The sequence below is a fragment of the Paractinoplanes hotanensis genome (assembly GCF_023717965.1).
GTDB lineage: Bacteria > Actinomycetota > Actinomycetes > Mycobacteriales > Micromonosporaceae > Actinoplanes > Actinoplanes polyasparticus.
The window spans coordinates 71957-98753 of record NZ_JAMQOL010000020.1; the positions used below are offsets into that span (position 1 = coordinate 71957).

The following is a 26797-nucleotide window of genomic DNA, read 5'->3' on the forward strand; positions in this document are numbered from 1 at the left end:
GATGTCGATCATGCTTGACGGGCCTGCCACGACGCAGGCCCGTCCCGCCCCCGAGGACGACCGTCCGGGGCGCACAACCGGCCCATTGATCAAGATCGTGCTGCTCGGGTTGACCGTGGCCATCGCGATCTGGGCCGCCTTCCCCCTGGCCGAGAGCCGGGCGTGGACGGGCCTGGCCGTGCTGACCGCCACCACTGCCGGCCTGCTCTACCTGTATCTGACCCCGCGCCACATCCCGCTGAAATACCTGGCCCCGGGCACGATCCTGCTCCTCCTGTTCCAGGTGTTCCCGGTGCTCTACACGGCGAGCACGGCCTTCACCAACTTCGGTGACGGCCATCGGGGCAGCAAGGACGAGGCCGTCGTGGCCATCCAGACCGCTTCGGTCACCCAGGTGCCGGGTTCCCGGCAGTACGCCCTGACGGTCGCGACGACCGGCGACCCGGCCACCGGGCCTCTGGTCTTCCTGATCACCGACCCGGCCACCCGCCAGGTCTCGGCCGGCGACGCCGACGGTCTGAAAGCTGTTCCCGGCGGCGACGTCACCGTGGGCAGCACCGGCCGGATCACTGCCGCGAGCGGCTACACGGTGCTCACCGCGGGCCAGGCCGGCTTGCGCAGCGCCGACATCACCGCGCTGGCCGTCCCCACGCCGGGCGGCGCGATCCGCTCGTCGGGCCTGTCCCGGGCGTACGAGGGAAGGGCCGGCCGAGCCTACGACGAGGGCTGCGACTGCATCCGGGACACCACGACCGGCCGGACCTGGACAGCGGACGAAAGCGTCGGCGCCTTCGTGGACGCCGGCGGTGAACGCCTGGCCCAGGGCTGGAAGGTGACGATCGGCTTCAGCAACTTCACGAGGGTGCTCACCGACCCGGCCATCGCGGGGCCCTTCCTTCGTACGCTGGTGTGGAACTTCGGTTTTGCCATCGCCTCCACCGGCGGCACCTTCGTGCTGGGGCTGCTGCTCGCGATGGCGTTGCACTCGCCGCACGTGCGGGGCCGCACCGCCTACCGGGTGCTGCTGGTGTTGCCGTACGCCATGCCGTCGTTCGCCATGCTGCTGGTCTGGCGGGACATGTTCAACACCGACTTCGGCCTGATCAACAACCTGTTCGGCACGGACGTCGACTGGTTCGGGGGCAGCGCCTCGGCCCGGCTGGCGGTGATCCTCGTGCAGCTCTGGCTCGGATATCCGTACATGTTCCTGGTCGCCACCGGCGCCCTCCAGGCCATTCCGCGCGAGCTCGCCGAGGCGTCGCGGATCGACGGCGCGAGCGCGTGGGGCGGCTTCCGCCGGATCACCCTGCCGCTGCTGATGGTCGCGCTGACCCCGCTACTGATCTCGTCGTTCGCGTTCAACTTCAACAACTTCAACGCGATCTACCTGACCACCGAGGGTGCGCCCTTCCCGGCCGACAACCCGGCCAACGGCGCCACCGACCTGCTGATCACCTACACCTACCGGATCGCCTTCGGCGGCGGGGGAGCGCAGTACGGCTACGCGGCCGCCATCTCCATCTTCATCTTCCTGATCGTGGCGGTCGTGTCCGCGATCAGTTTCCGGCGCACCCGTCACCTCGAGGAGGTCCACTCATGACGCGTTGGATCCAGCAGGCCGGGTGGCGACATCTGGTCGGGGTGCTCGTGCTGGCGTTCGCGATGGTGCCGATCGTCTTCGTCGTCTCCGCCGCCTTCAACCCGCTCGGCACGCTGTCGTCGAGCGAGCTGGTGCCGACCGGCGCGTCGCTCGCCAACTTCACCAGCCTGTTCTCCGGCACCGGGTTCGGCCGCTGGTTCCTCAACTCGATCGTCATCGCGTCGGTGTCGTCGATCGCCTCGGTCTTCATCTCGGCCCTGGCCGCGTACGCCTTCAGCCGCCGCCGCTTCCGGGGCCGGCGCGTGGGCCTGCTGTCGGTGCTGCTGATCCAGATGTTCCCGCAGTTCCTGGCGATCGTCGCCATCTTCCTGATTTTCTCGACGGTGACCGACCTGTGGCCGGCCATCGGCTTCAACACGTCGTCGGGCCTGATCCTGCTCTATCTGGGCGGCGCCCTGGGCGTGAACACGTGGCTGATGAAGGGCTTCTTCGACACGCTGCCCCGGGAGCTGGACGAGTCGGCCACAATGGACGGCGCGTCGCACGCGCAGGTGTTCTTCCGCATCCTGCTGCCGCTGGTGGCGCCGATCCTCGCGGTCACCGCGCTGCTGGCGTTCATCGGCACCATCAACGAGTTCCTCATCGCCAACGTGTTCCTGACCGACGCCGGCGCCAAGACGCTGCCGGTGGGCCTGTACGGGCTGGTGGCCGGCGAGCGCAACGCCAACTTCGGCATGTTCTGCGCCGGCACGCTGCTCACCGCTATCCCCACCGTGCTGGTCTTCCAGCTGTTGCAGCGCTACATCACCGACGGGCTGACGGCCGGGGCGGTGAAGGGATGATCCGGCGCCCGCACCACGACGGCAGCGAGCTCTACGTCAGCGATCCCGCCCCGGATCTCGGTGACACGGTGAGCGTCTTCGTCCGGGTGCCGCGGGGCACGGGTGTGTCGCGCGTGCACATGCGCTCGGTGCGCGACGGCGAGCCGGTCTTCACGTCGCTCCGGGTGGACCGCCGCGAGGGCGGCGACACGTGGTGGCGGGGTGAGCTCGAGGCGCACAACCCGGTCACCCGCTATCGCTTCCTGCTCGGCACCACGAGCGGGGTGCGCTGGCTGACGGCGTTCGGGCTCACCGCGTACGACGTGCCCGACAGCACCGACTTCCAGCTGGTGGCCTACCCGGCTGCCCCGGCCTGGGCCCGCGACGCCGTGGTCTATCAGATCTTTCCCGACCGGTACGCCCGGTCGCCCGGCGCCGACGAGCGGGAGACACCGGACTGGGCCGTCCGGGCGGCGTCCTGGGACGAGCCGGTGGCTCCCGGCCCGGATGCCACCCGTGTTGTCTACGGCGGCGACCTGGACGGCGTCGCGCGCCGGCTCGACCACGTGACCGCGCTCGGCGCCGACACCGTCTATCTGACCCCGTTCTTCCCGGCACGCTCCAACCACCGCTACGACGCGGCCGGCTTCGACCGGGTCGACCCGCTGCTCGGCGGCGACCGCGCCCTCGAACGGCTCGCGTCGGCGGCCCGCGACCGCGGCCTGCGGCTGATCGGCGACCTCACCACCAACCACACCGGCGACGCGCATCCGTGGTTCGCCGACCGGCCCGACTTCTACTACTCCAAGCCGGACGGCGGTCATGTCGCCTGGCTCGACGTGCCCTCCCTGCCCAAGCTGAACTGGTCGAGTCACGAGCTGCGGCGGGAGTTCCGGTCCATCGTCCAGCGGTGGCTGGCCGAGCCGTACGGGTTGTCGGGCTGGCGGATCGACGTGGCCAACATGACGGCCCGGTTCGGCGCCGGCGACTGGAACCACGAGGTGGCCGCGTGGCTGTGCCGGGCCGTGCGGGAGGCCCGGCCGGACGGGTTGCTGATCGCCGAGCACGGCCACGACGCGACCGGCGACCTCGACCGGGACGGCTGGCACGGGACGATGAACTACGCCGGCTTCACCCGCCCGGTGTGGTGCTGGCTGCGCGCCGGCACGGTGCCGTTCGACGGCTTCCTGGGCCGCCCCGAGGAGCTGCCGCTGCTGGGCGCCGAGGCTCTGATGGCAACCATGTCGGCGTTCGCGTCGCAGATGTCGTGGCGCTCGTGGCAGGCGTCGTGGCAGCTGCTCGGCTCGCACGACACGGCCCGGATCCGTACGGTCGTCGGCGACGCGGAGCGGCAGCACGTCGCCGCCGGGTTGTTGTTCACGCTGCCGGGCACGCCGATGGTCTTCGCCGGCGACGAGCTCGGGCTCACCGGCGGCGGCAACGAGTCGGCCCGCGCGCCGATGCCGTGGAACCGCCCCGACACCTGGGACACCACCACGCTGGGCCGGTACCGCGACCTGATCGCGCTCCGCAGGAGTTCGCCCGCTCTGCGGAAGGGCGGCTTGCGCTGGATGTACGCCGACGGCGACGCCCTCGTCTTCCTGCGCGAGAGCGCCGAGCAGACCGTCCTCGTCCTGGCCGCTCGGGCGTCTGCCGGACAGATCCGGCTCGGTGGATTCGCGGAAGGCGCGATCCTCGAGAGCCTTCACGGCAGCGCGCCGCCGCTGCACGTTGAATCCGATGGTTCCATCGTCATCGATGGATGCGGCCCGACCGTGCAGGTCTGGGCTCTCCAATAGAGGGGGACACTGTGGTCTCGAGAAGTCGGCGGCTCTTGGCCGCTGCCGTAACACTGGCTCTGCCGTTTCTGATATCGATACCCGCGCCCGCGCAGGCCGCTCCGAGCGTTCCCGCCGCACCGAGCGACGCCGTTCTCGCGCAGTGGGGGAGTGACGAGCCGGCCGGCAACGAGCAGTTCTACTTCGTGCTGCCCGACCGCTTCGCCAACGGCGACAAGGCCAACGACAAGGGCGGCCTCAGCGGCGACCGGCTGAGCACCGGCCTCGACCCCGCCGACAAGGGCTTCTATCACGGCGGTGACCTGGCCGGCGTGATCAACAAGCTGGACTACATCCAAGGGCTGGGCACCACCGCGATCTGGCTGGCCCCGGTCTTCAAGAACCGGCCCGTCCAGGGCAGCGGCGACGACATCTCGGCCGGCTACCACGGCTACTGGATCACCGACTTCACCCAGGTCGACCCGCACTTCGGCACGAACGACGAACTGCGCCGCCTGGTCCGGCTCGCCCACCAGCGCGGCCTCAAGGTGTACCTCGACATCATCGCCAACCACACCGCCGACGTCATCCGATACGCCGAGAACGCCTACGACTACATCGACAAGGCGACAAGCCCGTACGAGGACGCGCAGGGCCGCCCCTTCGACGACCGCCGCGGTGACTTCCCCAAGGTGTCGACGGCCTCGTTCCCGTACACCCCGGTCTTCCCGACCGCGGCTGACAAGACCGTGAAGAAGCCCGCGTGGCTGAACGACCCGACGATGTACCACAACCGGGGCAACTCCACGTTCGCCGGCGAGAACAGCGAGTACGGCGACTTCTTCGGCCTCGACGACCTGTGGACCGAGCGCCCGGAGGTCGTCCGCGGGCTCACCGACATCTACGCGTACTGGATCGCCGAGACCGGCATCGACGGCTACCGTCTCGACACCGTCAAGCACGTCGACCTCGACTTCTGGCCGCAGTTCAGCGCCGGCATCGAGAAGGCGGCGAAGCGCGCGGGCAAGCCGGACTTCTTCATGTTCGGCGAGGTCTACAGCGCCGATCAGGAGGTCCAGAGCACATACGTACGCCGGGGCGGCCTGCCTGCCACGCTCGACTTCTCGTTCCAGGAGGCGGCCAAGGGCTTCGTGGCCGGCAACGGCTCGGCGCGGGCGCTGGCCGATCTGTACGCCAAGGACGACCTCTACACCGCCCGCGACACGAACGCCGGCCGCCTGCCCACCTTCCTGGGCAACCACGACATGGGCCGGATCGGCTCGTTCCTCGCCCCCGGCGCCGACGCACTCCGCCGCGATCAACTCGCCCACGAGCTGATGTTCCTCACCCGCGGGCAGCCGGTCGTCTACTCCGGCGACGAGCAGGGCTTCACCGGGCCGGGCGGCGACAAGGACGCCCGCCAGGACCTGTTCGCCTCGAAGACCGCCGACTACCTCGACGACGACCTGATCGGCACCGACCGCACCCACGCGGTCGACAACTACAACACCGCACACCCGATCTACCGGACGATCGCCTCGCTCGGCGCTCTGCGGAAGACGCACCCGGCGCTGCGCGGCGGCACCCAGGTCACCCGGCACGCGGCCGACGGGCCCGGAGTCTTCGCGGCCTCCCGCATCGATTCCGCTCAGCGCGTCGAATACGTGGTGGCGGCGAACAGCGCGACCACTGCGCAAACCGTCACCATCGACACCTGGTCGCCGGGCGCCACCTTCACCGGCATCTACGGCACGACCGCCTCGATGAAGGCGGACGGCAAGCTGACCTTCACGGTGCCGCCGCTGTCGGCCGTCGCGTTCAAGGCGGACAAGGCCATCCCGCGTGATGCGGCCGCGCCGACCGTCACGTTCACGTCGCCCGACGCGGACAGCGTGGCCACCCGCACGAAACTGGTCGCCGACACCACCGGCGATCCGCTGTCCACGGTCACCTTCGCGGCGCAGATCGGCGACGGGCCGTGGCGGCTGGTCGGCACGGGCCGGTCGGCCTACCACGACCTCACCGGCCTGGCCGGCGGCACGACCGTGCGCTACAAGGCGGTGGTGAAGGACAGCAAGGGTCGCCTCGCGTCCACGACCACCACGATCAAGGTGGGCACACCGGTCACCACCACCAGCCCGGACTACGCCGTGGTGCACTACCAGCGGCCGGCCGGTGGCTACGACGACCACGGGCTCTACGTCTTCGGCGACGTCGACCCGTCGATGACGACGACGTGGCCGGCCGGGCAGCCATTCACCGGTGAGGACGCGTACGGCCGGTTCGCGTACGTGAAACTCAAGCCCGGCGCCAAGAACGTGGGCTTCGTCGTGGTCGGCAAGGACGGGGTCAAGGACGTCGACGCCGACCGCTTCTTCGACCCGTCGCGGAACGGCGAGATCTGGCTCAGGCAGGGCGAAGCCACGATCACGACGACACCGCCCGCGGTGACGCAGGATCCGAACAAGGTGGTCATCCACTACCGTCGGGCCGACGATGACTACGCCGGTTGGGGGCTGCACGTCTGGGACGGCGCGGCCACCCCGACCGACTGGGCCTCGCCGCTCCCGCCCGTCCGCACCGACACGTTCGGCGCCGTCTTCGAGGTGCCGCTCGCAGCCGGGGCGACCGCGCTGAACTACATCCTCCACAAGGGAGACACGAAGGACCTGCCGGACGACCAGCGGCTCACGTTCGCCGAGGGCGGGCGCGAGATCTGGCTGCTGGCCGGGACCTCACCCCGCCTGGCGCCGGTCGTCAGCAGAACCGGATCGGACGGCGTCGTCGACCTCACGAAGTCGTCGGCCGTGTGGCTCGACCGGGGCACGATCGCGTTGCCACCGGGCGCTTCCACCGACGGCAGGCGCTACGAATTGGCGTACGCCCCCGGCGGCATCGGTGTCACCGGCGGCGAGCTGACCGGCGCGTACCGGACGGTGCCGCTGACCGTCCGGCCGGAGGGACTCACCGGGCCGCAGCGCGATCGCTTCCCGCATCTCTGGCAGTACAACGCTTTCCGGCTGCCGCCCGGCGTCGACACCAGGCAGATCCTGCGCGGGCAGATCGTCATGACCGAACGGGACGCGACCGGGAAGCTCCTCGCCGCGACCGGTGTGCAGACCGCCGGAGTGATCGACGACGTGTACGCCGCGGCGGCGGCCGGCGCCCGGCTGGGACCGGTCGGCACCACGCTCTCGGTGTGGGCGCCCACCGCTCAGAAGGTGGAGCTGCAGCTTTCCTCCGGGCCGGCCGTGACGATGAGCCGTGACGACCGCACCGGCATCTGGTCCGTCCGCGGCCCCGCGTCGTGGAAGGGCAAGTACTACCAATACCGCGTCACGGCATGGCAGCCGGCGGTGAACCGCATCGTCACGGCCGCGGTCACCGACCCGTACAGCCTGGGTCTCTCGACCGATTCGAAGCAGAGCCGGATCGTCGACCTGGCCGACCCGGCGCTCGCGCCCTCCGGCTGGACGGGACTGCGGAAGCCGCCCGCGGTGCCCGCGGCCAAAATCCAGATCTCCGAGCTGTCGGTGCGGGACTTCTCGATCGCCGACCCCACGGTCCCGGCCGCGCAGCGCGGCACGTACTCCGCGTTCACCGGGAACGGCGCCGGCATGAAGCACCTGAAGGCGCTGGCCGGCGCGGGCACCACCCATCTGCACCTGCTGCCGGTGTTCGATTTCGCGACGATCCCCGAGCGGCGCGCCGATCAGAAGCAGCCGCCGTGCGATCTGGCCGCCCTGCCGCCGGACAGCGAGGAACAGCAGAAATGCGTGGCCGCGGTGGCCGCCACCGACGGCTACAACTGGGGCTACGACCCGCTGCACTACACGGTTCCCGAGGGTGGCTACGCGGCCGACCCCGACGCGCGGACGAAGGAGTTCCGGCAGATGGTCGCCGGGGTCAACCGGGCCGGTCTGCGCGTGGTGATGGACGTCGTCTACAACCACACGTCGGCCGCCGGGGCCGACCCGAACTCGGTGCTCGACCAGATCGTGCCCGGCTACTACCAGCGGCTGCTCGCCGACGGCACGGTCGCCAACTCGACGTGTTGCGCCAACACGGCGACCGAGAACGCGATGATGGGCAAGCTGGTCGTCGACTCGATCGTCACCTGGGCCAAGGCCTACAAGGTGGACGGCTTCCGCTTCGACCTGATGGGTCACCACCCCAAGGCCAACATCCTGGCCGTACGGGCGGCGCTCGACCGGCTCACCCTCGAGCGCGACGGAGTCGACGGCAGGAGCATCAACCTGTACGGCGAGGGGTGGGACTTCGGCGAGGTGGCCGGGGACGCCCGCTTCGAACAGGCCACGCAGGCCAACATGGCCGGGACCGGGATCGCCACCTTCAACGACCGGCTGCGCGACGCCGTGCGGGGTGGTGGGCCGTTCGACGAGAACCCGAGGGTGCAGGGCTTCGCGACCGGACTGCTCAGCGCGCCCAACGGGGACGCGGTGAACGGCGACGCGGCGGCGCAGAGGGCGCGGCTGCTGCACTACCAGGACCTGATCAAGGTCGGGCTGAGCGGCAACCTCGCGTCGTACCGGTTCGTGGCGTCCTCCGGCACGACGGTGACCGGTGCGCAGATCGACTACAACGGCTCACCGGCCGGCTACACCGCGGCGCCGGGCGAGGCGATCACCTATGTCGACGCCCATGACAACGAGATTCTGTACGACGCCATGGCGTTCAAGCTGCCCGCGTCGTTGCCGGCGCTCGATCGGGCGCGGGCGCAGTCGGTCGCTCTGGCCACGACCGCCCTCGGACAGGGCGCCGGATTCGTCGCCACCGGCTCCGAGCGGCTGCGATCGAAGTCGTTGGATCGCAACTCGTACAACTCGGGGGACTGGTTCAACGAGATCACGTGGGACTGCTCGAAGGGGAACGGCTTTGGTCGCGGACTGCCACCCGCCGCCGACAACGCGGACAAGTGGGTCTTCGCGCGGCCGCTGCTGGCCGACCCCGCGCTCGTGCCCTCGTGCGCGGCGATCGCGTTGTCCGACGCCCGCTACCGGGAACTGCTGAAGATCCGGGGCTCGTCGCCGGTCTTCGGCCTGCCGACCGCCGCCGAGGTGCAGAAGAGGATGTCGTTCCCGCTCTCCGGAACGGCCGAGACCCCGGGGGTCGTCACGATGACCCTGGACGGACGGGGAATCGACCGGACCTGGAAGTCGGTGACGGTGGTCTTCAACGGCACCTCGGCGGCCACCACCCAGACCGTCCCGGCGCTGGCCGGCAAGGCGGTCACCCTGCACCCGGTGCAGCGGAACTCCGCCGACCCGGTGGTGCGCACGGCCTCGTACGCGAAGGGGACCGGCGCCTTCACCGTGCCCGCCCGCACCACCGCGGTGTTCGTCGAGAGATGAGGAAAGCGGTTTTGTGCCGGGGGGGGGGGTGCCCCCCCCCCCGGCGGGGGGGGGGCCGGCGCCCCCCCCCCCCCCCCCCCCCCCCCCCCCCCCCCCCCCCGGGGGTAACGCTGGGGGTATGGAACAGCTGCAGTGGCTCGCCGTGGTGAGGCACGGCCAGAGCACCGGAAACGTCACCGCCCAGGACGCCGAGACGGCAGGGATCGAGGAGATCGACATCCCGGAGCGGGATGCCGACGTGCCGCTCTCGGACCTCGGGCGCGAACAGGCCAAAGCGGTCGGCGCCGTCCTGGCCGAGGCCTCACCTCAGGTCGCCGTCGTGTCGCCCTACCTGCGTGCCCGGCAGACCGCCGAGCTCGCGCTGGCCGGCCTGGACGTGCCGATGGTCGTCGACGAGCGACTCCGCGACCGCGAGCTCGGCGTCCTCGACCTGCTGACCGCCTACGGCGTGCAGCGGCGGTTGCCCGGCGAGGCTGCCCGGCGCGCCCGGCACGGCAAGTTCTACTACCGCCCGCCGGGCGGCGAGTCGTGGGCCGACGTGCTGCTGCGGCTGCGGGCGCTGCTGCGCGAGCTGCGCGAGGACCACCCCGGTGGCCGGGTGGTGCTGGTGGCGCACGAGGCGGTCGTGTTCCTCGTCCGCTATCTCGCCGAGGGACTGAGCGAGGCCGAGCTGATGGAGATCGCCCACGGGACGACGGTGGCGAACTGTTCGATCAGCAGCTGGCGGCGCGAGGACGGCGAGCTGCGGCCCGAGCGGTTCAACTCCGTCGACCATCTGCACGCCGAGGGCACGGCGCCGACCAGGCAGGAGGATGTCGATGACGAGCCGGTCCGATGAACGGGTCCTCACCCTGCGGGCGTTGCGCGACTGGCCGCTGCCCGACCCCGAGGGCAGTAAGGAGGCCCGGGGCACGGTGCTTGTCGTGGGCGGCTCCAAGTTCACGCCGGGCGCGGTGTTGCTGGCCGGTGAGGCCGCGTTGCGCGCCGGCGCGGGCCGGCTGCAGCTCGCAGTGGCCGAGGAGACGGCGGTGCAGCTGAGCATCGCGGTGCCGGAGGCCAAGGTGGTCGGCCTGGCCGAGGCCGACAAGCTGCTGGAGCTGGCCGGGCAGGCGGACGTGATCGCGCTCGGCCCCGGCCTCGACGACATTGAGGAGACCACCGAGCTCATGCGCGACGTGCTCGGCGCGGCCCGGCCCGAGACGGGTGTGGTGCTCGACGCGTACGCCCTGGGCGCCCTGAGCAAGCAGCCGAGCCTGCTGCGGCTGCCCCGGGCGGTGCTCACGCCGAACGTGGTCGAGGCGGAACATCTGCTGGGCCGTGACCCGGGCGCTGACCTGGCCGCGGCGGCGGCCGAGCTGGCCGGCAAGTACGGCGCGGTGGTGTCGCTGTACGGCCACATCGCCACGCCCGACGGCCAGGCCTGGGTCGAGGAGAGCGGCGACGCCGGACTCGGCACCTCGGGCAGCGGCGACGCCCGGGCCGGGATCGTCGCCGGCCTGCTGGCTCGCGGGGCCGACCCGGCCCAGGCCGCCTGCTGGGGCGCCTATGTGCACGCGGTGAGCGGCCAGCGCCTGACGCCCCGGCACGGCCGCACCGGCTTCCTGGCCCGCGAGCTGGTGAGCGAGGTGGCGCGCACGATCGCCACGGTCTGACCTCGCGGGGACGCCCATCGGACCTCGGGCGATTGCGAGGGGCTCATGGGGGTACGCGGAGTCACATCCCCTACACGGAAAGGAAACGATCCGCATGACCACCGCACGCGAGATCATGACACCGGACGCGACCTGCGTAGGTGAGAAGGAGACGCTGGCCGACGCCGCGCGCAAGATGTCCGAGCTGGGGGTCGGCTCGCTGCCCATCTGCGGCGAGGACAACCGGCTCAAGGGCATGCTGACCGACCGCGACATCGTCGTGAAGGCCCTCGCCCAGGGCCGCGATCCGTCGTCGTGCACCGCCGGCGAGTTCGCTCAGGGCAAGCCGGTCACGATCGGCGCCGACGACGACACCACCGAGATCCTGCGCACGATGTCCGAGCACAAGGTGCGCCGTCTGCCCGTGATCGACGGCCACCAGCTGGTCGGCATCGTGGCGGTCGCCGACGTGGCCCGCGCCCTGCCCGACCGCCCGGTCGGCGACCTGATCGACGCGATCAGCGAGTGACGCCCGCCCGCTGACCCTTTTCGAAGAACGGCGTCGTCCCTTCTGGGGCGGCGCCGTTCGCTGCGTCACAATTGGGCTCGGAGATCGCGGGAGTGGATCGGGAGGCGTAGTGTACGAAACAGTTTCGTTTCGCAGAGCAAGTACGACGGGGGGCCACCATGGCTGAGCAGGCGCGATCCGCCTCGCCGGCCGCGCGTGGCCGGCGGCTCGACAGCGACCGTGAGCAGGCGATCCTGCGCGCGGCCTACGAGTTGCTCAGCGAGACGGGCTACCAGGGACTCCGGGTGGACGCGGTGGCCGCCCGGGCGCAGGCGAGCAAGGCGACCCTCTATCGGCACTGGCCCACCAAGGCCGAGCTGGTCACCGACGCCGTCCGCGCGTGCAAGGCCACCGACGCGCCCCCGCCGGACACGGGGACGCTCCGCGGCGACCTGCGCGCCTGGTTCTGTGACATGGCCACGATGATCGGCAGCGATGAAGGTCCGCTCCTCGCCGGCCTGTTCATGGCGCTGCACACCGACCCCGAGCTCGCGGCGCAGCTGCGCCAGATGCGCGAGTCCAAGATCCCGCTCGCGGAGGCCATCTGCGCGCGGGCCGAGGCTCGCGGTGAGCTCCGCCCCGGCTACGACGCCGGGCTGATCGACGAGATCGTCCCGGCCCTGGTCTTCATGCGCCGGTTCGCCCTGGGTGAGCCGCTCGACCTGGCCTTCCTCGACCACCTCGTCGACGACATCGTCCTGCCCCTGCTGACCCGCGACTAAAACCCGCTTCCGTTCCTTTCCGCGCCCGCGTCTGAAGACCCGGGTGGATCTCCGCATGCCCTTGAGGGGGACGTTCCATGTCCATCACGACTTCCGACACCTCGACGCCGCCGGATATATCGCCTAAACCACGAAACCGGTGGCTGGCGTTGTCCGTCATCGCGGTGGCCCAGCTGCTGATCGTGCTCGACGCCACGATCGTCAACATCGCCCTGCCCACCGCCCAGGTCGCGCTGGACATCAGCGACGCCGACCGGCAGTGGATGATCACCGCGTACACCCTGGCGTTCGGCGGCCTGCTGCTGCTCGGCGGTCGCATCGCCGACTTCACCGGCCGCAAGCGGGCGTTCATCATCGGCCTCCTCGGTTTCGCCGGCGCGTCCGCGCTGGGCGGCCTGGCCACCAACGCCGAGACGCTGTTCGCGGCCCGCGCGCTGCAGGGCGCCTTCGGCGCGCTCATGGCGCCCGCGGCCCTGTCGCTCCTCACGGTCACCTTCACCGACGCCAAGGAGCGGGCCCGGGCCTTCGGCGTGTACGGGGCCATCGCGGGCGGTGGCGGTGCGGTCGGCCTGCTGCTCGGCGGCGTCCTGACCGAGTACGCGTCCTGGCGCTGGACCCTGTTGGTCAGCACTCCGATCGCGATCGTCGCCGCGGTGGCCGCCGCCCGGTTCGTCGGCGAGAGCCGCGCCGAGGGCAACACCCGCTACGACCTGCCCGGTGCGCTCACCTCCACCGCCGGGCTCGTCGCTCTGGTGTACGGCTTCACGAAGGCCAGCGAGGACGGCTGGGGCTCCGCCGTGACGATCGGCTGGCTGGTCGCGGCCGTGCTGCTGCTGGTCGGGTTCGTCATCATCGAACTGCGCAGCTCGCACCCGCTGCTGCCGATGCGCGTCATCCTCGACCGCAACCGCGGCGGCGCGTACCTGGCGGCGCTGTTGATCGGCTCCGGTCTGTTCGGCGTGTTCCTGTTCCTGACGTTCTACCTGCAGCTGACCCTGGGCTACTCGGCCCTGATGACCGGCGTGGCGTTCCTGCCCTTCACGTTCGGCATCATCGCCGGCGCCGGCGTGGCCGCCCAGCTGCAGACCCGCCTCGGCCCGCGCGTCCTGATGTTCAGCGGCCTGCTGGCGTCGGCGATCGGCATGGTCCTGCTGACCCGCATCGGCGTCGACACCGGCTTCTGGACCCACGTCCTGCCCGGCCTGGTGATCGTCAGCTTCGGCATGGGCGTCACCTTCGGCCCGATGTCCAACACGGCCCTGGTCGGCGTGGCCGACCACGACGCCGGCGTGGCCAGCGCCCTGATCAACACCACCCAGCAGATCGGCGGCTCGCTGGGCACGGCCCTGCTGAACACCATCTTCACCTCGGCCGTGGCCGGCTACATCGCCGACCACCGGTCCGAGATCACCAACCCCGACCAGCTGCCCGCTCTGCAGGCGACGGCCACAGTGCACAGCTACACGATCGCCTTCTGGGTGAGCGCGGGCCTGATCGGCCTGGCCGCGCTGATCGCCGTGGTCCTGGTTCGCGCCGACCGCGACGAGGTCTCCTCGAACACCGGAGTCCCCGCAGGAGTCTGATCACGAATCCCCCCGGTCGCGGTGGCCACGGTCGCCGCGGCCGGGGGATTCCCGTAGCGCCCGCAGGACTTGCTCGTGCGACACGGCATGTTTCGTGTGCCCGCCGAAGCCCGTGGTCGTGGTGGCCATGAACAGCGAGTTGAGCAGCGCCTCCTCGACCGCCTCGAGCACCGACGCGAAGGCCGGTTCCAGCTCGGCCTCGGGCAGCGGCGGACCGTCCGGCGCGGCGGTGCTGAAGGCGATCGCGTAGTCGCCGCTGCCGCCGGCGAAGTCCGCTCCCACCCGGCCCATGGCGAAAACCGCCCGGCGAGCCAGCCGGGACAACTGCCGCGCGTCGAAGCGGCCGTCGGTGGCCACGACGATGACGCAGGAGTTCCCGGTCTGCTCGGCCGGCCGGCCCAGGATCGGCACACCGAGCACGCGGAGCAGTCCAGAAAAATTCGACTGCACGAGGACGCCCACGGTGACGGCGCCTTCGCTTGACGCCGTCCCGGTGCCACCCGTGAAACGTCTCGACGCCGTCCCGATACCACCCTTGAAACCCAGTGCCCCGGTGCCTGTGCCCGCGCCGACCGACCCCTCGGCGGGCAGACCGGCCGAAGCTGACTCGAGCGCAGCATGCACGTGCTCGGCGGTGATCGGGCGGGCCCGGATGTCCGACAGGTAGCCGTCGTTGGTCTCCGCGACGATCGGGTTGACCGACTGCACGGACTCCCGCCCCGGCAGCCTCAGCATGTGGCTGACCAGAGCGTCGGCCACCCGGAACGTCGACAGGGTGGCGGTCAGCAGCGCCGGCGTCTCGATCTCGCCCAGCTCGGCCAGTTGCGTCGAGCCGACCATTTTGCCGTGCCCGTTCCCCACGAACAGCCCCGCCGGCAGGGCCCGCCGGTGGTCGAGCTGATCGGGCACGATCGCCGTCACGCCGGTACGGATGTCGTCCCCCTCGACGAGGGTCGTGTGCCCGACCCGGACCCCGGCCACGTCGGTGATGGCGTTCCACGGCCCGGTCTCGCGGGAGCCGACGACGATGCCGAGCTCTCGCGCCCGCCGCGGCGCCTGCGTCAGTTCCATCACGGCAGGTTAGTGGTTCACCCCCTGGGCGGCGTCGCGGCGGAGGCCGTCGAGGAAGACGGCGAGGATGCGCTGGTTGTGTTCGGGCGGCAGGCCGGGCACGGGGCGGCACAGCTGGGTGATGGCGTGCAGCAGGTCTTCGGCGCTGAGGTCGGCGCGGACCGTGCCGGCGGCCACCGCAGCGTCGAGCAGGCCGGCCAGGGCGGGGCCGAGCCGCTCGAGGAAGTAGGCGGGCAGGCCCTCGAACGCCGGGTCGCCCGAGTGCAGGGCCGAGGCCAGGCCGCGTTTGGTGGCCAGCAGGGCGGCGAAGCGCCGGATCCAGGCGGTGAGCGCCTCGGCCGGCTCGTGGGCGGCGCTCAGGGCGGGGGCCGCGTCGGCGACGGCGTCGATGTTGCTCTCGACGACGGCCTTGACCAGGTGGGCCCGCTGCGGGAAGTGCCTGTACATCGTGCCGACCCCGACCCCGGCGCGGTCGGTGATCTCTTTGGCCGGCGCGTCCACCCCCGAGGTGGCGAAGACCGCGCGGGCGGCCTCGAGCAGCGCGTCGACGTTGCGGCGGGCGTCGGCCCGGCGGCGCGGCGCCTGGTCCTGAGACAACTGCGACCCCTCCCTGGTGAAACGGAAAAGCTTTCCGTATAGTTCCGGAAAGAGTTTCCGCTTCATACTCTAGGGCAGGAGTCCGCCATGCACCACCGCACTCTCGGCCGCACCGGCATCCAGGTCAGCCCCTACGCGCTGGGCACCCTGATGTTCGCCTCCCCGATGGGCAACACTGGAGAGGAATCGGCCCGCATCCTGCACCGGGCGCTCGACGCCGGCATCAACTTCGTCGACACCGCCGACGCCTACGCCGACTCCGAAGAGGTCGTCGGCCGGGCGTTGGTCGGCCGGCGCGACGAGGTCGTGCTGGCCACCAAGTTCGGCCGGCCGACGGGGCCCGGCGCCAACCAGCAGGGCGCCTCCCGGCGCTGGATAGTCTCCGCCGTCGAGGCCTCGCTGCGCCGCCTGCGCACCGACCACATCGATCTCTACCAGCTGCACCGCCCCGACCCGGCCACCGACCTGGAAGAAACCCTGGCCGCGCTGACCGACCTGATCAGCAGCGGCAAGGTGCTCGCGATCGGCGCGTCGGGCACCCCGGTCTCGGCCATCGTCGAGGCCCAGTGGATCGCCGAGCGCCGCGGCCTCGCCCGCTTCCACACCGAGCAGCCGGTCTACTCGCTGCTCAACCGCGGCATCGAGCGCGAGATCCTGCCGGCCCTGCAGCATTTCGGCATGGGCGCCCTCGTCTGGGGCCCGCTCGGCCAGGGCCTGCTCACCGGCCGCGTGCGCAAAGACGGCGACAACGATCTGCGGCGCTCGGGCCTGCTCCGCCACGTGACCGACGAGCGCCGGCTCGACGTGGTCGAGCAACTCATCCCGCTGGCGGCCGAGGCCGGGCTGCCGCTGACCCACCTGGCCATGGCGTTCACGATCGCCCACCCCGGGGTCACCAGCGCGCTGATCGGCGTGCGCACCATGGACCACCTGGACGCTCTGCTCGCCGGCCTCGACGTCACGCTGACCGACGAACTGCTCGACCGGATCGACGAGATCGTCCCGCCCGGCACCGACATCGGCGTGCTCGACCAGGCCGTGCAGCCGCCGGCGCTGCTCGACGCCGGCCTGCGCCGCCGCCCCTGGGCGACCAGGGCGGTCACCGAGCAGAAACCGGCTGCCTGAGGATCGTGCGCCGCTTGGCGGGGGCGACCTTGCAGGCGTCGCTCAGATAGATCTCGTGGTGCCGCCCGGTCATCGTCAGGCCGTGGGCGGGAACGAAGTCGTTGTGCAGGCGGGCCAGGGTCTCCGCCTCGTCGTCGAAGGAGCCGACGTGCAGGGTCTGCACGCAGCGCCCCTCGGCGAGCGACGCCAGGCGCACGTCGGCCAGCCGCCCCGGGGCGCCCTTGGCCGCGACCTGCTCGACGGCTTCGGCGAACATCGCCTCGTCGATCCACTCCGGCGTCATGATCAGCAGCGTCCAGTCCCATCGCGACTTGTCGCGCGCCGTCGTGAAGGCGTCCATGTCGTCGGCCCACCACAGGCCCTCGAGCGGCATGACGACGTAGTCGCGCTCCAGTTTCTGCTTGCTGGCGAACTTCAGCTTGTAGGCCAGCGGATAGAGCGCCTCGGCCGCGCCGGCGAAGTCACGGCTGGTGTTGGGGTCGCCGTGCCCGTCAACCATCAGGTACTGCATGTCCGGCACGTCCACGATCTCGAACCGGCCCTTGGGCGCGCGGTAGCAGTCGAGCTCCTTCTTGAAGTCCGTCTTGAGCACGGTCACCTCCGGCCGAGTTTGTGGGTCCCGCTTCCAGTCTCCGGGAGCCCGGCCGGGCGGTTTTCAGCGGGCGGAGGGGTCGCTTCGAAGCTCAGCAGGTGTGGGCGTACCGGTGCAGCGCCAGTTACGCCACATGTGCAGCGGTTGAGGCGGTCAGCATTCGGGACACTGCGACATCCGGCTGCCGGCGGCGCATGTCGGTTGCTCCTTATGAGTGATCAGCGGGCTGGGTTGCCGGTGGATCGCGACAGGATCGGACGCCAGCACCCAGAGGCTTGGCTACGGTGAGCGACGACCGCTACCGGGTCCGCGCGCACTGAGCAGCTAGTGCGACTCGTCTGATCTTGATCAGGCGGGCTGGTGGGTGAGCCGGCACGCGGGGCCGACGGCAGGAATGTTGCGCGGCGCTCTGGCGGGTGGTCTCGCGCTGGGTTCGCCACCGCTTCCTACTTCGGCGTGGACGTGCTGTTCGACGGCAGCGCCTGGTGGGGCATGGCATCTCGGTTCTGGTTGATCGCCGGCATGGTGCTCGGTCCGCCGCTCGGTGTCGTCGGCGCTGCGATCCGGCTGGCCGGTCCGGCCGGGATGGTGGCCGCGCTTGTCGTTCCCGCGGGCGCGGCCTTGCAGACGGCGGTTCTGCCGCCACCGGCGGCGAGCGTGATGGCGGAGCCGGTGCGGTGGAGCATTCGCGTCCTTCCACACCCTCTGGACTATTGGCTGGGGTTCCGCAACGGGCCTAAGATCTCCGGCGCGGCGGCTGACCATAATGGATGCCGGCAAACGGACCGGAGATCGACATGGCGCTCACACCTCGCGGGCTCACCGTCATCAGCCTCGCCGTCGGCGCGGCCGGCAACGCGCTCATGTGGGCGGCCGGCGCGAAGTTCCCGATTTACCCGCCGCCGAACCTGGTGATCCTCATTGCGGGCGCATTGATCGCCGGCCTGGTGCGGCGCAGCTGGGCTCCCGCAGTCGGCGCGTTCTGCGGACTGGCGATCATGATCGCCTTCGCGATCGTCAGTCTCGTCAACGGCGCCGGTACCGGGCACCTGTCCGGTACCGCCGGAGTTCTCGGCGCGGTCGGCACCGTGCTGCACCTGACCGGCTCGGCCGCCGGCGCCGGCGCCGGCGCGGTCGCAACCATCCTCGAACGCCGCGCCGGCCGCTGAGAACGGCCGGCCACCCTGCTGCTCAGTCAGCAGCCATGACTGTTCCGCGTCCAGAAGCGGCGCGCCGCCACAGGCGTGACGGGCTGTCCGCGAACATGCTCAGCAAGAGGGGCATATCAACGGAAAGGCCCGCCGCGGGTTCGGATCAAGTTTCCATCAAGAACGCGATCCCGGCGAGGTCACCGCCAGTTTGCGCATATCAAGCAATTGTGCGCACGAATCCAGCGCCGTGGGCGATACTCCCGCCGTTGCACCAGCTGTCGTGCCTCTTCAAAAGGGGCGCTCAATGATCTTCGCCGTCCCGTGCCAGGGTGCCTGAGGCGCTATCGACCTAGATTGCGTATGCGCACCCACGGATCTCGGTATTTCGATGCTGCTGGTCGCGATTCGTCGGTGGGATTGACGGAAGAAGGTCGGGTGCGATCTGGTGAAGGCATGGCAGACGTGAGCGGGCGCAGCGCCCTCAAGATTACATTGCAGTACGCCGACCCGGAGCATGTCTCCCTGCTCGAGATTGCGGATCACCTGGCCGCCCTTGGGTCTTTGGTCGAGATATCGGAGCGGGTACTTCAGCAAGATCGGCTGACGGAGGATGGTGCAGGTCCGGTCATTCGTCTGAGCACAGGGTCAGTGGTCGTTGAGCTGATCAACCAGGCTCAGAGCGCGTGGCTGGTCCAGGTTCTGGCGCTCACCGGAATCCTCGTCCGGTACGGCCGCGGTTTGGCCAACCTGCCTAACGACGTTATGAACGACTGGCTTGAAGGCAAGGTGAAGCGGGCGGAGTTACGCCAAAGGCTCCAAGAGATCAGGCATGCCATCAAGTCGATTCAACATTTGGATGTCGATGTATCAGCCACGCGGGATATCGAAGATCGAATGAATATCTTTCCAGGACTGGGACCAAGGGCCGCAGGCGTCACGCCTCCAATCCCGACGGGAGAAGATCCGACTCTGGTCGCGATCGCTGGAGTCATCGAGACGCTCCTGGGCACGACGCCCTCCGCCGACACCGGAACTCAATCTCGATAAACCTGGAACCCGGTCGCGATGTTACGCAAGGTTGCCATCACGGTGGGTCCGGTACCCACCGGTCCAGCGGGAACCGACAGCGCACCGGGGGCACTACCGATGTCGCTCGTGTCAACCGCCGCGTCACCCTTCGACGGCATAGCGAATCATCAGGCAAGAGATGCGGCCTTGGCCGGCGCTAGTTGTTAGCGTCCAGCAATGACAGCCGATCTGCCACCGCTCCGCGAAGACGAGGCAGCCCTGTTCAACGCACTGCCCGTTGACGGCGCGACGAGAACAAACCCGTCGCTACGCGAGTACCTGCGCTGGGCCCAGGACCGCTACTTCGCGGCCCGGGACGGTCTGGTGGACAAGGGCTTGGTGGTCCGCGGCCCTGGCCGGGGCGGGGTGATACGCCGCTCGCATGCAGCCCTGCCTAAAGGCGGGCATGTCGTGGCCGTCGTCATCGAGGGAGACAAGGCCGACACCGAGGTCATCGAGGCCGCCATCACCAACGAACTCTGCTTGTACGCCCCGATGCGCGAGGTGATCGAACGCGACTGGGCCCAGGAGCGGCGGCAGGACCTGGTAGCGGTGGAGATCACCGCACTGGGTGGCAGCCGGCCTGACGGGATCTGGTCGCGGCCCGATATCACCACCGTGGAGATCCGGACGTTCGAGTACGTGCCCGGCAAGCACCTCGACGTCAACACCTTCGAGATCAAGTCCCCGGACGCGGTGAACGTCCAAGCCGTCTACGAAGCCCTCGCCCACCGGCGCGCGGCCACACGGTCATACGTGCTGTTCTACATCCCCCCGCATCGGGCAGCGGCGCTGAAAGACGACGTCGCGGACGTCGCCGCGGTCGCACGTGCTCACGGAATCGGAATGGTGACGGCTGGAAACCCCCACGACTACGACACGTGGGAGGAGCTTGAAGAGGCGCAGAGGGTGCTGGCAGACCCCGAAAGGCTGAACAGCTTCATCGCCGCCCAGCTCACTGAGCGCGCTCGCAGCTTGATCTCCCGGCGCCTGCGATGACTCATCAATATGCGGTCGGCCAAGTGCGTTCCCGTGCGCGGTGGGGCGGAGGATGCCGGTGCAGCGCATCCGGGTCAACGCCCGCCACCCAGATGGTCGAGAGGTGTGTGCCAACGCCTTAAGCCGAGCTTGTGCGACAGCCCCGTGCGGGCTGGCAGCAGCAAAGAGCGTTGTATCTGTCCACCCGCAATGACTGATTGCAGTTGGACATAGATCACTTACGCTCCCTGTCGCGCCGGGTCCTCGACGGCCGTTGGACTCCGCGGAGCGTCGAGCCGGTAAGCATGTCCGGGCAATGCCTCGACCGCACGGCGTTGCGCTCGTGGCCGAGGAACCGGGCCGTGCCGCCGCGGCGGACGATCTCGTGGACGATGCCGAGCTCCGGCGGCAGGTTGCCGCCGCCGTCGACCGTCACGAACAACGCGCGCATGATGATGCCCCCCTCGGAGCCGAGGGGGGCGATCGTATCGGCAGGTCAGCTGACGCTGTAAGTGTTGCCCGTGCCGGGAATCCTGGCCGGAAGGCCCTTGCGGGCCAGCTCGGCCTTGCGGGCGACGTCGACGATGTCGTAGAGCGCGCCCAGGGCGACCGCGACGATGGTAGCCAGCGAGACCCAGCCCTCCAGGTCGACGTCGGCCCCGTCGAAGCCGGTGAAGGCGGGGTTGAAGAACCTGTCGGCGGTCAGCAGATAGATCATGAGCGCGGCGGTGACGACGGACAGCGCCGCGTTGGCCACCGCGGCCGGGCGGGTCCACCGGCCGAGGCGGTAGACCCAGACGGCCCAGACACACTTCAGAGCGATCAGGACAATCAGCGTGGGCCACCAGAAGGACCAGTTGGCCGGGTCGAGCAGCGGCTCGTCGGTGAACGTGAACTGCTGGAGCACCAGGGCGGCGATCACGAGGACCGGCCAGACGAGGGTGGCGCCGAAGTCGATCCGGGACAGCGCGCCGGGTTCGTACTTCGGCAGGTCGTCCAGGGTCCAGGCCCGCTTGAGGTCGGCCTGGCCCAGGCCGGTGCGCTCGATGACGGCGAAGACGCCGGTGGTCCAGAACGCCATGTGGACCGAGACGGTGATGGCCGTGGTGACGATCGCGGCGATGACGCTGCCCACCGTCACGTCGTCGTTGAAGAGCTCGACGACGGCCACCGCGACGACGACCAGCGGCAGAACGGTGCTGAACAGCGTGACCATCAGGCGTCGCCACACCCCGTACAGCTCGGGGCCGATCAGGACGTTGCGTCTGCCGGCATAGCTGTCGGCGAGGCGGTCGGGATCGCCCAGTTCGAGGAGCGTGCGCTCGATCGCGGCCTCGCGGGACTCGCCGGCCTCGACCCGGGCGTCGACCGCGTCGTCGATCGAGCCGCGCAATTCGCGGTCGATGTCGGCGCGCTGCTGCTCCGGCACGCGGCGCAGGGCGGTGTAGACGTAGCGGTCGACGAGGGTGATGGTCATTTGTCGCTCCCGGGGGTCGAGATGGGGTCGGTGGAGAGGTCGCCGATAGCGTCGTCGAGGCGGGCCCACTCGATGCGCAGGGCCTCGGCAACCGCGTTGCCCTGCTCGGTGGTGGTGTAGAACTTGCGCGGCCGGGCCTCGTCGGTGTTCCACGCGCTGGTGAGCAGGCCCTGCGACTCGAGGCGGCGCAGCAGGGGATAGAGCGTGTTGGCCTCGACCTCGAAGCCGGCGTCGCTCAACGTCTCGAGCAGTGAATAGCCGTAGCCCGGTGTGCGCAGCACGGTGAGGCTGGCCACGACCACCGTGCCGCGACGCAGCTCCTGTAAGTGGCTGGCCAGTGTCGCGTCCGTTGTCATGTCCAACACCATACTGTGTCTCACACACTATGGCAATGCACTACACCAACGTGCTGACACGAATGTTTTCAACGAGGGTGGCTACACCCTCTGGGCTTACGCGGGGTCCGGAGCGGGGTCGGGTGTCGGGGTGGAGGCTGTGACGGCGTCCGCCGAGCGGGGGATCAGGGCGGCCAGGGCGATCATGACGATGGCCACCAGCAGCATGCCGATGAAGATGCGGTGGACGGCTGTGGTGAGAAGAGCCGGATCGACGGTGTCGCCGCCGATGATGGCGTTCGCGATCGCCCCGAACACGGCAGCCCCCAGCGCGCTGCCCAGCGACCGCAGGAAGATGTTGTTCGCGGTCACCACGCCCCGCTCCGACCAGCCCACGCTCGACTGCGCCGCGATCAGCGTCGGCGCCGCCGTCAGGCCCATGCCGAGCCCGATGACCAGGCAGTACGTGCCCACGGCCCACACCGACGACTCCGCGCCGAGCAGCAGCAACAGCGCACAACCCACCGTGACCAGCACCGTGCCGATCAGCGCGGTCGCCCGGAAGCCCACCCGCAGGTACACCCGGCCGGCCTGGCTCGCCGTGATCGGCCAGCCCAGCGTGAGCGCGGCCAGCGCGAACCCGGCGACCAGGGGCCCGTACCCGAGCACGTCCTGCACATAGATCGGGACGTACGAGCTGAGCCCGAGCAGGATCGCCCCGACCCCACCGCGAGTTGTCCGCTGGTCACCAGCAGCCGCCGCCGGAACACCCACAACGGCAGCACCGGCTCGGGCGCCCCGCGCTCGGCGAGCCCGAAGAGCACCAGCAGGAGCAGCCCGCCGCCGAGCGTGATCAGGCTCGCCGGCGAGGTCCACGCCCATGCCTGGCCGCCCTCGAGCACGCCCAGGATCACCAGGGTGAGGCCGGCCGTGAGCAGCGCTGCCCCGCGGTAGTCGATCATCGGGTGGCGGCGTTCGGCCGGCTCGTGGAACTTGGTGAAGATCATGCCGCCGGCCAGCAGGCAGAGCGGGATGTTGACCAGGAAGATCCAGCGCCAGTCGACGTACTCGCTGAACACGCCGCCCAGGGTGGGCCCGACCACCGATGAGATGCCCCAGACGCTGGCCAGGTAGCCCTGCACCTTGGCCCGCTCACGCACGGTGTAGAGGTCGCCGACGATCGTGATCGTGGTCGGCGCGATCGCCCCGGCGCCCAGTCCCTGCACCACCCGGAAGATGATCAGCGTGAGCATGCTCCAGGCCAGGCCGCACAGCACCGAGCCGACCAGGAACAGCCCGATGCCCCAGAGCACGACCGGTTTGCGCCCGAAGAGGTCGTTGAGCTTGCCGTAGATCGGCACCGAGACGGCCTGGGCGAGCAGATAGACCGAGAAGAGCCAGGGGAACTCGGTGAAACCGCCGATGTCCTTGACGATCGAGGGAACCGCGGTCGCGATGATCGTGGAGTCGATCGCGATCAGGGCGGTGGACAGCATCACGGCGGCGAGGACGGGCCCGCGCTCGGACCGAAATCCGACGTTGTTCTCCGGCACCCTGTTGACTTACTCCTGTCGGTCGCGCCGCGCGCGGCGGGACAGCCGGAAGAGTCGGACATCACCCCGGTGCGGTAAGGATCCGTTGAACCGGCCCGAGCGGCGACGCGGCCGTCTTAGCCTGGTTTTGTGGCGTGCGTGGTGGTGGCGGAAGACAACCTTGACCATCAGCGGGTGATCGCGGAGGTCGTCCGCCGGCTCGGTCACGAGGTCGTGGTGACCGGGGACGGGCGGGCGGCGCTCAAGGCGATCGCCGAACACCGCCCCGCGCTGGTCGTGGCCGACGTCGACATGCCCCACCTCGACGGGTTCGAGCTGTGTCACGCCATCCGCCACGACCCGGAGATCGCCGGCACGCCGGTCGTGCTGATCACCGCGTACCTGCTCCCGGGTGACCCGCGGCTGGCCGCGACGGGCGCGCTCGCCGTGATCGGCAAGCCGTTCGGCGTGCCGCAGCTGACGGAGTCCCTGCGCACGTACCTGGGCACAGCGCCGCCGCCGGAGGAGCCCAAGCCGATCGGCACGGCCGGCGCCGTTGACCGGGCCGCCTTCGACGCGTTGCTCGACTGCCTGGACGCCGGGGTGGCCGCGTGCGACGTGTCGGGGCGCATGGTGCTGGCGAACCGCAAGATGCACGAGTACATCGGCCGCGACGTCGGCGACGTGCCCATCGGCGACGCCACGTGCCGGTTCGTCCTGCTGCACGCCGACGGCAGCCCCTTGCGTACGCATGAGCTGGCTCTTTCCCGGGCCCTGGCCGGCGAGGAGGTGGATCAGGCGGAGTTACTGGCGCACGACGACGCCGGCCGCCCGCGCTGGTTCGCTGTCAACGCCCGCCCCGTACGCGACGAGTCCGGCCGGATCACCGGGGCGGTGGCCGCGATACATGACGTGACCGCGCAGCATCGCAACCGGCAGTACCAGCACTGCGAGAACGAGGTGCTCAAGGTCATCGCCGACCACCCGCACGCGGCCGACGCCACCGACCGCATCCTGGCCGCGATCGGCGTCACGCTGGGCTGGCCGTACCTGCGGTTGTGGCTGGTCGACGACGTGACCGACCTGCTGCGCCCGGCCGGGGTCTACGCCGACCCGAACTCGCGCCCGCTGCCCGTGCCGGTGAGCATGGGCCACGGCGACGGCCTGGCCGGGTCGTGCTGGCAGCGCGCCGACGTGATCTGGGTGCCCGACCTGCACGCGGCGGACTCCCCGGTGCTGCCGAGCATCTCGGCCGGCAGCGAGTTCCGGGCGGCGGGCGCGGTCCCGGTCCGCAGCGGTGACCGCATCGTCGGGGTGATGACGTTCTTCGCGAACGACCGTCAGGAGCCCGACCCCGCACTCGGGGTGCTGCTGACCGGCCTGGCCGGCCTGATCGGCGCGTTCCTCGAACAGCGCCGCAGCGAGGTGCTGGCCCTGCACCTGGCCGCCGCCACCGACGAGTACATCGCCCTGGTCGGCCACGAGCTGCGCACGCCGCTGACCTCGATCGGCGCCTACGTCGACCTGATCGCCGAGTCGAACGACGACGTCACCGTGGGTGAAGTGCGCGAGATGCTGGACGTTGTGCAGCGCAACAACTCCCGGCTGCGCGACCTGGTAGAGAAGCTGCTGGATCTGGCCGCCCTGGAGTCGGGCCACACCCGGCTGACCGTCGAGCCGGTCGACCTGACCGAACTGGTCGAGGAGGCGGTCGGCGCCGCGGAGGCCGAGGCGGCCGCCCGCGGGATCACCGTGCGGACCGAGCTCCCCGGCGACCTGATCGTTGCGGGCGACCGGCTCCGGCTGCGCCAGATGACCGACGCCCTGCTGAGCAACGCGATCAAGTTCAGCCGCCCGGACTCCACCGTCGCCGTGTCCCTCGGCGACGAGCAGGGCAAGTCGGCCATCCTCACCGTGGCCGACAACGGCGCCGGTATCGCCCCGGCCGAGCAGCCCCGCCTCTTCCGCCGCCTCTATCGGGCCGGCAACGCCCGCCACACCGGCATTCCCGGCACCGGCCTCGGTCTGGCCCTGTGCCGGGTGGTCGTCGAGCGCCACCACGGCTCGATCACCCTGGCTTCGCAGGAGTCCACCGGCACGACGGTCACCGTCCGCCTCCCGCGCGAGGCCGTCTGACGGTAGCCCTCGATTGATCAGCGTTTGAGGGTGAAGGTGAACTCCTCGGAGAGCCTGCCGTTCAACCGGACCGCCGAGACGACCTTCCCCTCGGTGTCCAGCCGTTCGACCGCGGCCCGGGACAGGCCGCAGCCTTCGGCGATCAGCCGCACCGGCCGCACCGGGATCCGGGCCGCGAAGCGGACCACGACGTCGAGCACGTCCGGACGACCGTGGCCGTCCTCCGATCGGCCGGTGTCGAGGCGCCAGGCGCCGTCCCAGTCGAGAGCGACGCGGTTGCGGCGCCGCACGATCGGGTCCTGGAGCACCTGCGCGGCCAGGCCCGGGTCGTTGTGGTGCAGGCGGTCGAGCAGTTCGGGCCGCACCGAGCGCACGGTCACCCGCTCCAGAACGGAGAGCTTCGTGGCGTCTCCGCACCCGGTGCAGAGCGCGAGCAGCCAGGCGTCGATCAGCTTGTGGTTGGCGTTGACCCGGAATTCGCCGCCGGCCCGGAATCGCGCGGACGGGCACGAATGGCATCGGCGGACGAGGAGCGGAAGGCGGGTGGGCACGACTGTCCAGTTTTCGAGCACAGAGAAACACCCTCGACTTTCGCAGTTATGCGGCGGCTAGTGCCCATGCCTGCTGGACTTGGCGGATTTCTGCGGGGGTGGGCTGAGC

General features: G+C 70.2%; 23 protein-coding genes and 1 pseudogene. 14 read left to right on the forward strand and 10 right to left on the reverse strand.

Annotated elements, in window-relative coordinates:
- Position 1: 1 nt before the first annotated feature.
- From LXN57_RS16675 to LXN57_RS16715, 9 genes are all read left to right on the forward strand, one after another.
- Positions 2–1600 carry an ABC transporter permease subunit gene (locus tag LXN57_RS16675; protein WP_251799078.1) on the forward strand — a complete coding sequence of 533 codons (1599 nt, stop codon included), beginning with the start codon at positions 2–4 and terminating at the stop codon, positions 1598–1600.
- Positions 1597–2442 carry a sugar ABC transporter permease gene (locus LXN57_RS16680; protein ID WP_251799079.1) on the forward strand — a complete coding sequence of 282 codons (846 nt, stop codon included), beginning with the start codon at positions 1597–1599 and terminating at the stop codon, positions 2440–2442. The genes LXN57_RS16675 and LXN57_RS16680 overlap by 4 nt, the downstream gene beginning before the upstream one ends.
- Positions 2439–4220, forward strand: coding sequence for a glycoside hydrolase family 13 protein (locus tag LXN57_RS16685; protein ID WP_251799080.1), 1782 nt, complete (start codon positions 2439–2441; stop codon positions 4218–4220). Before LXN57_RS16680 ends, LXN57_RS16685 begins: the two co-directional genes overlap by 4 nt.
- Positions 4184–9571, forward strand: a complete 5388-nt coding sequence (gene pulA / locus LXN57_RS16690) for a pullulanase-type alpha-1,6-glucosidase (protein ID WP_251799081.1) — start codon at positions 4184–4186, stop codon at positions 9569–9571. Before LXN57_RS16685 ends, pulA begins: the two co-directional genes overlap by 37 nt.
- 118 nt (positions 9572–9689) lie before the next feature.
- Positions 9690–10409 carry a histidine phosphatase family protein gene (locus LXN57_RS16695; RefSeq protein ID WP_251799082.1) on the forward strand — a complete coding sequence of 240 codons (720 nt, stop codon included), beginning with the start codon at positions 9690–9692 and terminating at the stop codon, positions 10407–10409.
- Positions 10390–11223 (forward strand): NAD(P)H-hydrate dehydratase, encoded by an 834-nt coding sequence (locus LXN57_RS16700; RefSeq protein ID WP_251799083.1) that lies wholly within the window; start codon positions 10390–10392, stop codon positions 11221–11223. The genes LXN57_RS16695 and LXN57_RS16700 overlap by 20 nt, the downstream gene beginning before the upstream one ends.
- 94 nt (positions 11224–11317) lie before the next feature.
- Positions 11318–11731: a CBS domain-containing protein gene (locus LXN57_RS16705; RefSeq protein ID WP_251799084.1), complete on the forward strand. Its 414-nt coding sequence runs from the start codon at positions 11318–11320 to the stop codon at positions 11729–11731.
- Between the two features lie 158 nt (positions 11732–11889).
- A complete protein-coding gene (locus tag LXN57_RS16710) occupies positions 11890–12492 on the forward strand; it encodes a TetR/AcrR family transcriptional regulator (protein ID WP_251799085.1) in 603 nt (200 codons plus the stop codon).
- A 77-nt stretch (positions 12493–12569) separates the two neighbouring features.
- The gene (locus LXN57_RS16715; protein WP_251799086.1) at positions 12570–14075 is read left to right on the forward strand and encodes an MFS transporter; all 1506 of its coding nucleotides are present in this window, start codon (positions 12570–12572) and stop codon (positions 14073–14075) included.
- Here the strand turns inward: LXN57_RS16715 and LXN57_RS16720 are convergent, their stop codons facing one another.
- Both LXN57_RS16720 and LXN57_RS16725 read right to left on the reverse strand, forming a co-directional pair.
- Positions 14076–15146: a P1 family peptidase gene (locus tag LXN57_RS16720; protein ID WP_251799087.1), complete on the reverse strand. Its 1071-nt coding sequence runs from the start codon at positions 15144–15146 to the stop codon at positions 14076–14078. It lies immediately after the preceding gene.
- 9 nt (positions 15147–15155) lie between these two features.
- Positions 15156–15809, reverse strand: coding sequence for a TetR/AcrR family transcriptional regulator (locus tag LXN57_RS16725; RefSeq protein ID WP_438872884.1), 654 nt, complete (start codon positions 15807–15809; stop codon positions 15156–15158).
- A gap of 21 nt (positions 15810–15830) precedes the next feature.
- Here LXN57_RS16725 and LXN57_RS16730 point away from each other — a divergent pair, with 21 nt between their 5' ends.
- Positions 15831–16868 carry an aldo/keto reductase gene (locus LXN57_RS16730; RefSeq protein WP_251799089.1) on the forward strand — a complete coding sequence of 346 codons (1038 nt, stop codon included), beginning with the start codon at positions 15831–15833 and terminating at the stop codon, positions 16866–16868.
- Here LXN57_RS16730 and LXN57_RS16735 read toward each other — a convergent pair.
- Positions 16843–17460 (reverse strand): GyrI-like domain-containing protein, encoded by a 618-nt coding sequence (locus LXN57_RS16735; RefSeq protein WP_251799090.1) that lies wholly within the window; start codon positions 17458–17460, stop codon positions 16843–16845. The genes LXN57_RS16730 and LXN57_RS16735 overlap by 26 nt on opposite strands.
- A 446-nt stretch (positions 17461–17906) precedes the next feature.
- Positions 17907–18146: a hypothetical protein gene (locus LXN57_RS16740; protein ID WP_251799091.1), complete on the reverse strand. Its 240-nt coding sequence runs from the start codon at positions 18144–18146 to the stop codon at positions 17907–17909.
- Positions 18147–18257: 111 nt separating this feature from the next.
- On the opposite strand from LXN57_RS16740, the gene LXN57_RS16745 reads away from it, so the two are divergent.
- The 3 genes from LXN57_RS16745 (at position 18258) to LXN57_RS16755 (ending at position 20678) form a co-directional block, all read left to right on the forward strand.
- Positions 18258–18629: a hypothetical protein gene (locus LXN57_RS16745; RefSeq protein ID WP_251799092.1), complete on the forward strand. Its 372-nt coding sequence runs from the start codon at positions 18258–18260 to the stop codon at positions 18627–18629.
- Between the two features lie 435 nt (positions 18630–19064).
- Entirely contained in the window at positions 19065–19658 is a 594-nt protein-coding gene (locus LXN57_RS16750) for a hypothetical protein (RefSeq protein ID WP_251799093.1), read from the forward strand.
- 198 nt (positions 19659–19856) lie between these two features.
- Entirely contained in the window at positions 19857–20678 is an 822-nt protein-coding gene (locus tag LXN57_RS16755) for a hypothetical protein (RefSeq protein ID WP_251799094.1), read from the forward strand.
- Positions 20679–20892: 214 nt separating this feature from the next.
- Here the strand turns inward: LXN57_RS16755 and LXN57_RS16760 are convergent, their stop codons facing one another.
- From LXN57_RS16760 to LXN57_RS16780, 5 genes and pseudogenes are all read right to left on the reverse strand, one after another.
- Positions 20893–21108, reverse strand: a complete 216-nt coding sequence (locus LXN57_RS16760; RefSeq protein ID WP_251799095.1) for a hypothetical protein — start codon at positions 21106–21108, stop codon at positions 20893–20895.
- A gap of 45 nt (positions 21109–21153) precedes the next feature.
- Positions 21154–22134, reverse strand: a complete 981-nt coding sequence (locus tag LXN57_RS16765; RefSeq protein ID WP_251799096.1) for a permease prefix domain 1-containing protein — start codon at positions 22132–22134, stop codon at positions 21154–21156.
- Positions 22131–22490, reverse strand: a complete 360-nt coding sequence (locus LXN57_RS16770; RefSeq protein WP_221378134.1) for a PadR family transcriptional regulator — start codon at positions 22488–22490, stop codon at positions 22131–22133. Before LXN57_RS16770 ends, LXN57_RS16765 begins: the two co-directional genes overlap by 4 nt.
- Positions 22491–22586: 96 nt before the next feature.
- Entirely contained in the window at positions 22587–23351 is a 765-nt protein-coding gene (locus tag LXN57_RS16775; protein ID WP_251799097.1) for an MFS transporter, read from the reverse strand.
- Positions 23294–23965 (reverse strand): annotated as a pseudogene (locus LXN57_RS16780) (MFS transporter); the annotation flags it as partial. The pseudogene LXN57_RS16780 and the gene LXN57_RS16775, both read right to left, overlap by 58 nt.
- A gap of 201 nt (positions 23966–24166) precedes the next feature.
- Between LXN57_RS16780 and LXN57_RS16785 the strand changes: the two are divergent.
- A complete protein-coding gene (locus LXN57_RS16785) occupies positions 24167–26137 on the forward strand; it encodes an ATP-binding protein (RefSeq protein WP_285904632.1) in 1971 nt (656 codons plus the stop codon).
- A gap of 17 nt (positions 26138–26154) precedes the next feature.
- On the opposite strand, the gene LXN57_RS16790 is transcribed toward LXN57_RS16785, so the two are convergent.
- On the reverse strand, positions 26155–26709 hold the full coding sequence (locus LXN57_RS16790) for a DUF1062 domain-containing protein (RefSeq protein ID WP_251799099.1): 555 nt from the start codon (positions 26707–26709) through the stop codon (positions 26155–26157).
- Positions 26710–26797: the final 88 nt, after the last annotated feature.

Bases quoted from the DNA above. Each gene is read 5' to 3' on its own strand.
- LXN57_RS16695 (WP_251799082.1), top strand. From the start codon at position 9,690: ATGGAACAGCTGCAGTGGCTCGCCGTGGTGAGGCACGGCCAGAGCACC.
- LXN57_RS16680 (WP_251799079.1), top strand. From the start codon at position 1,597: ATGACGCGTTGGATCCAGCAGGCCGGGTGGCGACATCTGGTCGGGGTG.
- LXN57_RS16725 (WP_438872884.1), bottom strand. From the start codon at position 15,809: ATGAAGCGGAAACTCTTTCCGGAACTATACGGAAAGCTTTTCCGTTTC.
- LXN57_RS16750 (WP_251799093.1), top strand. From the start codon at position 19,065: ATGGCAGACGTGAGCGGGCGCAGCGCCCTCAAGATTACATTGCAGTAC.
- LXN57_RS16730 (WP_251799089.1), top strand. From the start codon at position 15,831: ATGCACCACCGCACTCTCGGCCGCACCGGCATCCAGGTCAGCCCCTAC.
- LXN57_RS16685 (WP_251799080.1), top strand. From the start codon at position 2,439: ATGATCCGGCGCCCGCACCACGACGGCAGCGAGCTCTACGTCAGCGAT.
- LXN57_RS16775 (WP_251799097.1), bottom strand. From the start codon at position 23,351: ATGGGCGTGGACCTCGCCGGCGAGCCTGATCACGCTCGGCGGCGGGCT.
- LXN57_RS16755 (WP_251799094.1), top strand. From the start codon at position 19,857: ATGACAGCCGATCTGCCACCGCTCCGCGAAGACGAGGCAGCCCTGTTC.
- LXN57_RS16715 (WP_251799086.1), top strand. From the start codon at position 12,570: ATGTCCATCACGACTTCCGACACCTCGACGCCGCCGGATATATCGCCT.
- pulA (WP_251799081.1), top strand. From the start codon at position 4,184: ATGCGGCCCGACCGTGCAGGTCTGGGCTCTCCAATAGAGGGGGACACT.
- LXN57_RS16710 (WP_251799085.1), top strand. From the start codon at position 11,890: ATGGCTGAGCAGGCGCGATCCGCCTCGCCGGCCGCGCGTGGCCGGCGG.
- LXN57_RS16740 (WP_251799091.1), bottom strand. From the start codon at position 18,146: ATGCTCCACCGCACCGGCTCCGCCATCACGCTCGCCGCCGGTGGCGGC.
- LXN57_RS16700 (WP_251799083.1), top strand. From the start codon at position 10,390: ATGACGAGCCGGTCCGATGAACGGGTCCTCACCCTGCGGGCGTTGCGC.
- LXN57_RS16765 (WP_251799096.1), bottom strand. From the start codon at position 22,134: ATGACCATCACCCTCGTCGACCGCTACGTCTACACCGCCCTGCGCCGC.
- LXN57_RS16760 (WP_251799095.1), bottom strand. From the start codon at position 21,108: ATGCGCGCGTTGTTCGTGACGGTCGACGGCGGCGGCAACCTGCCGCCG.
- LXN57_RS16745 (WP_251799092.1), top strand. From the start codon at position 18,258: ATGGCGCTCACACCTCGCGGGCTCACCGTCATCAGCCTCGCCGTCGGC.
- LXN57_RS16720 (WP_251799087.1), bottom strand. From the start codon at position 15,146: ATGGAACTGACGCAGGCGCCGCGGCGGGCGCGAGAGCTCGGCATCGTC.
- LXN57_RS16675 (WP_251799078.1), top strand. From the start codon at position 2: ATGTCGATCATGCTTGACGGGCCTGCCACGACGCAGGCCCGTCCCGCC.
- LXN57_RS16770 (WP_221378134.1), bottom strand. From the start codon at position 22,490: ATGACAACGGACGCGACACTGGCCAGCCACTTACAGGAGCTGCGTCGC.
- LXN57_RS16705 (WP_251799084.1), top strand. From the start codon at position 11,318: ATGACCACCGCACGCGAGATCATGACACCGGACGCGACCTGCGTAGGT.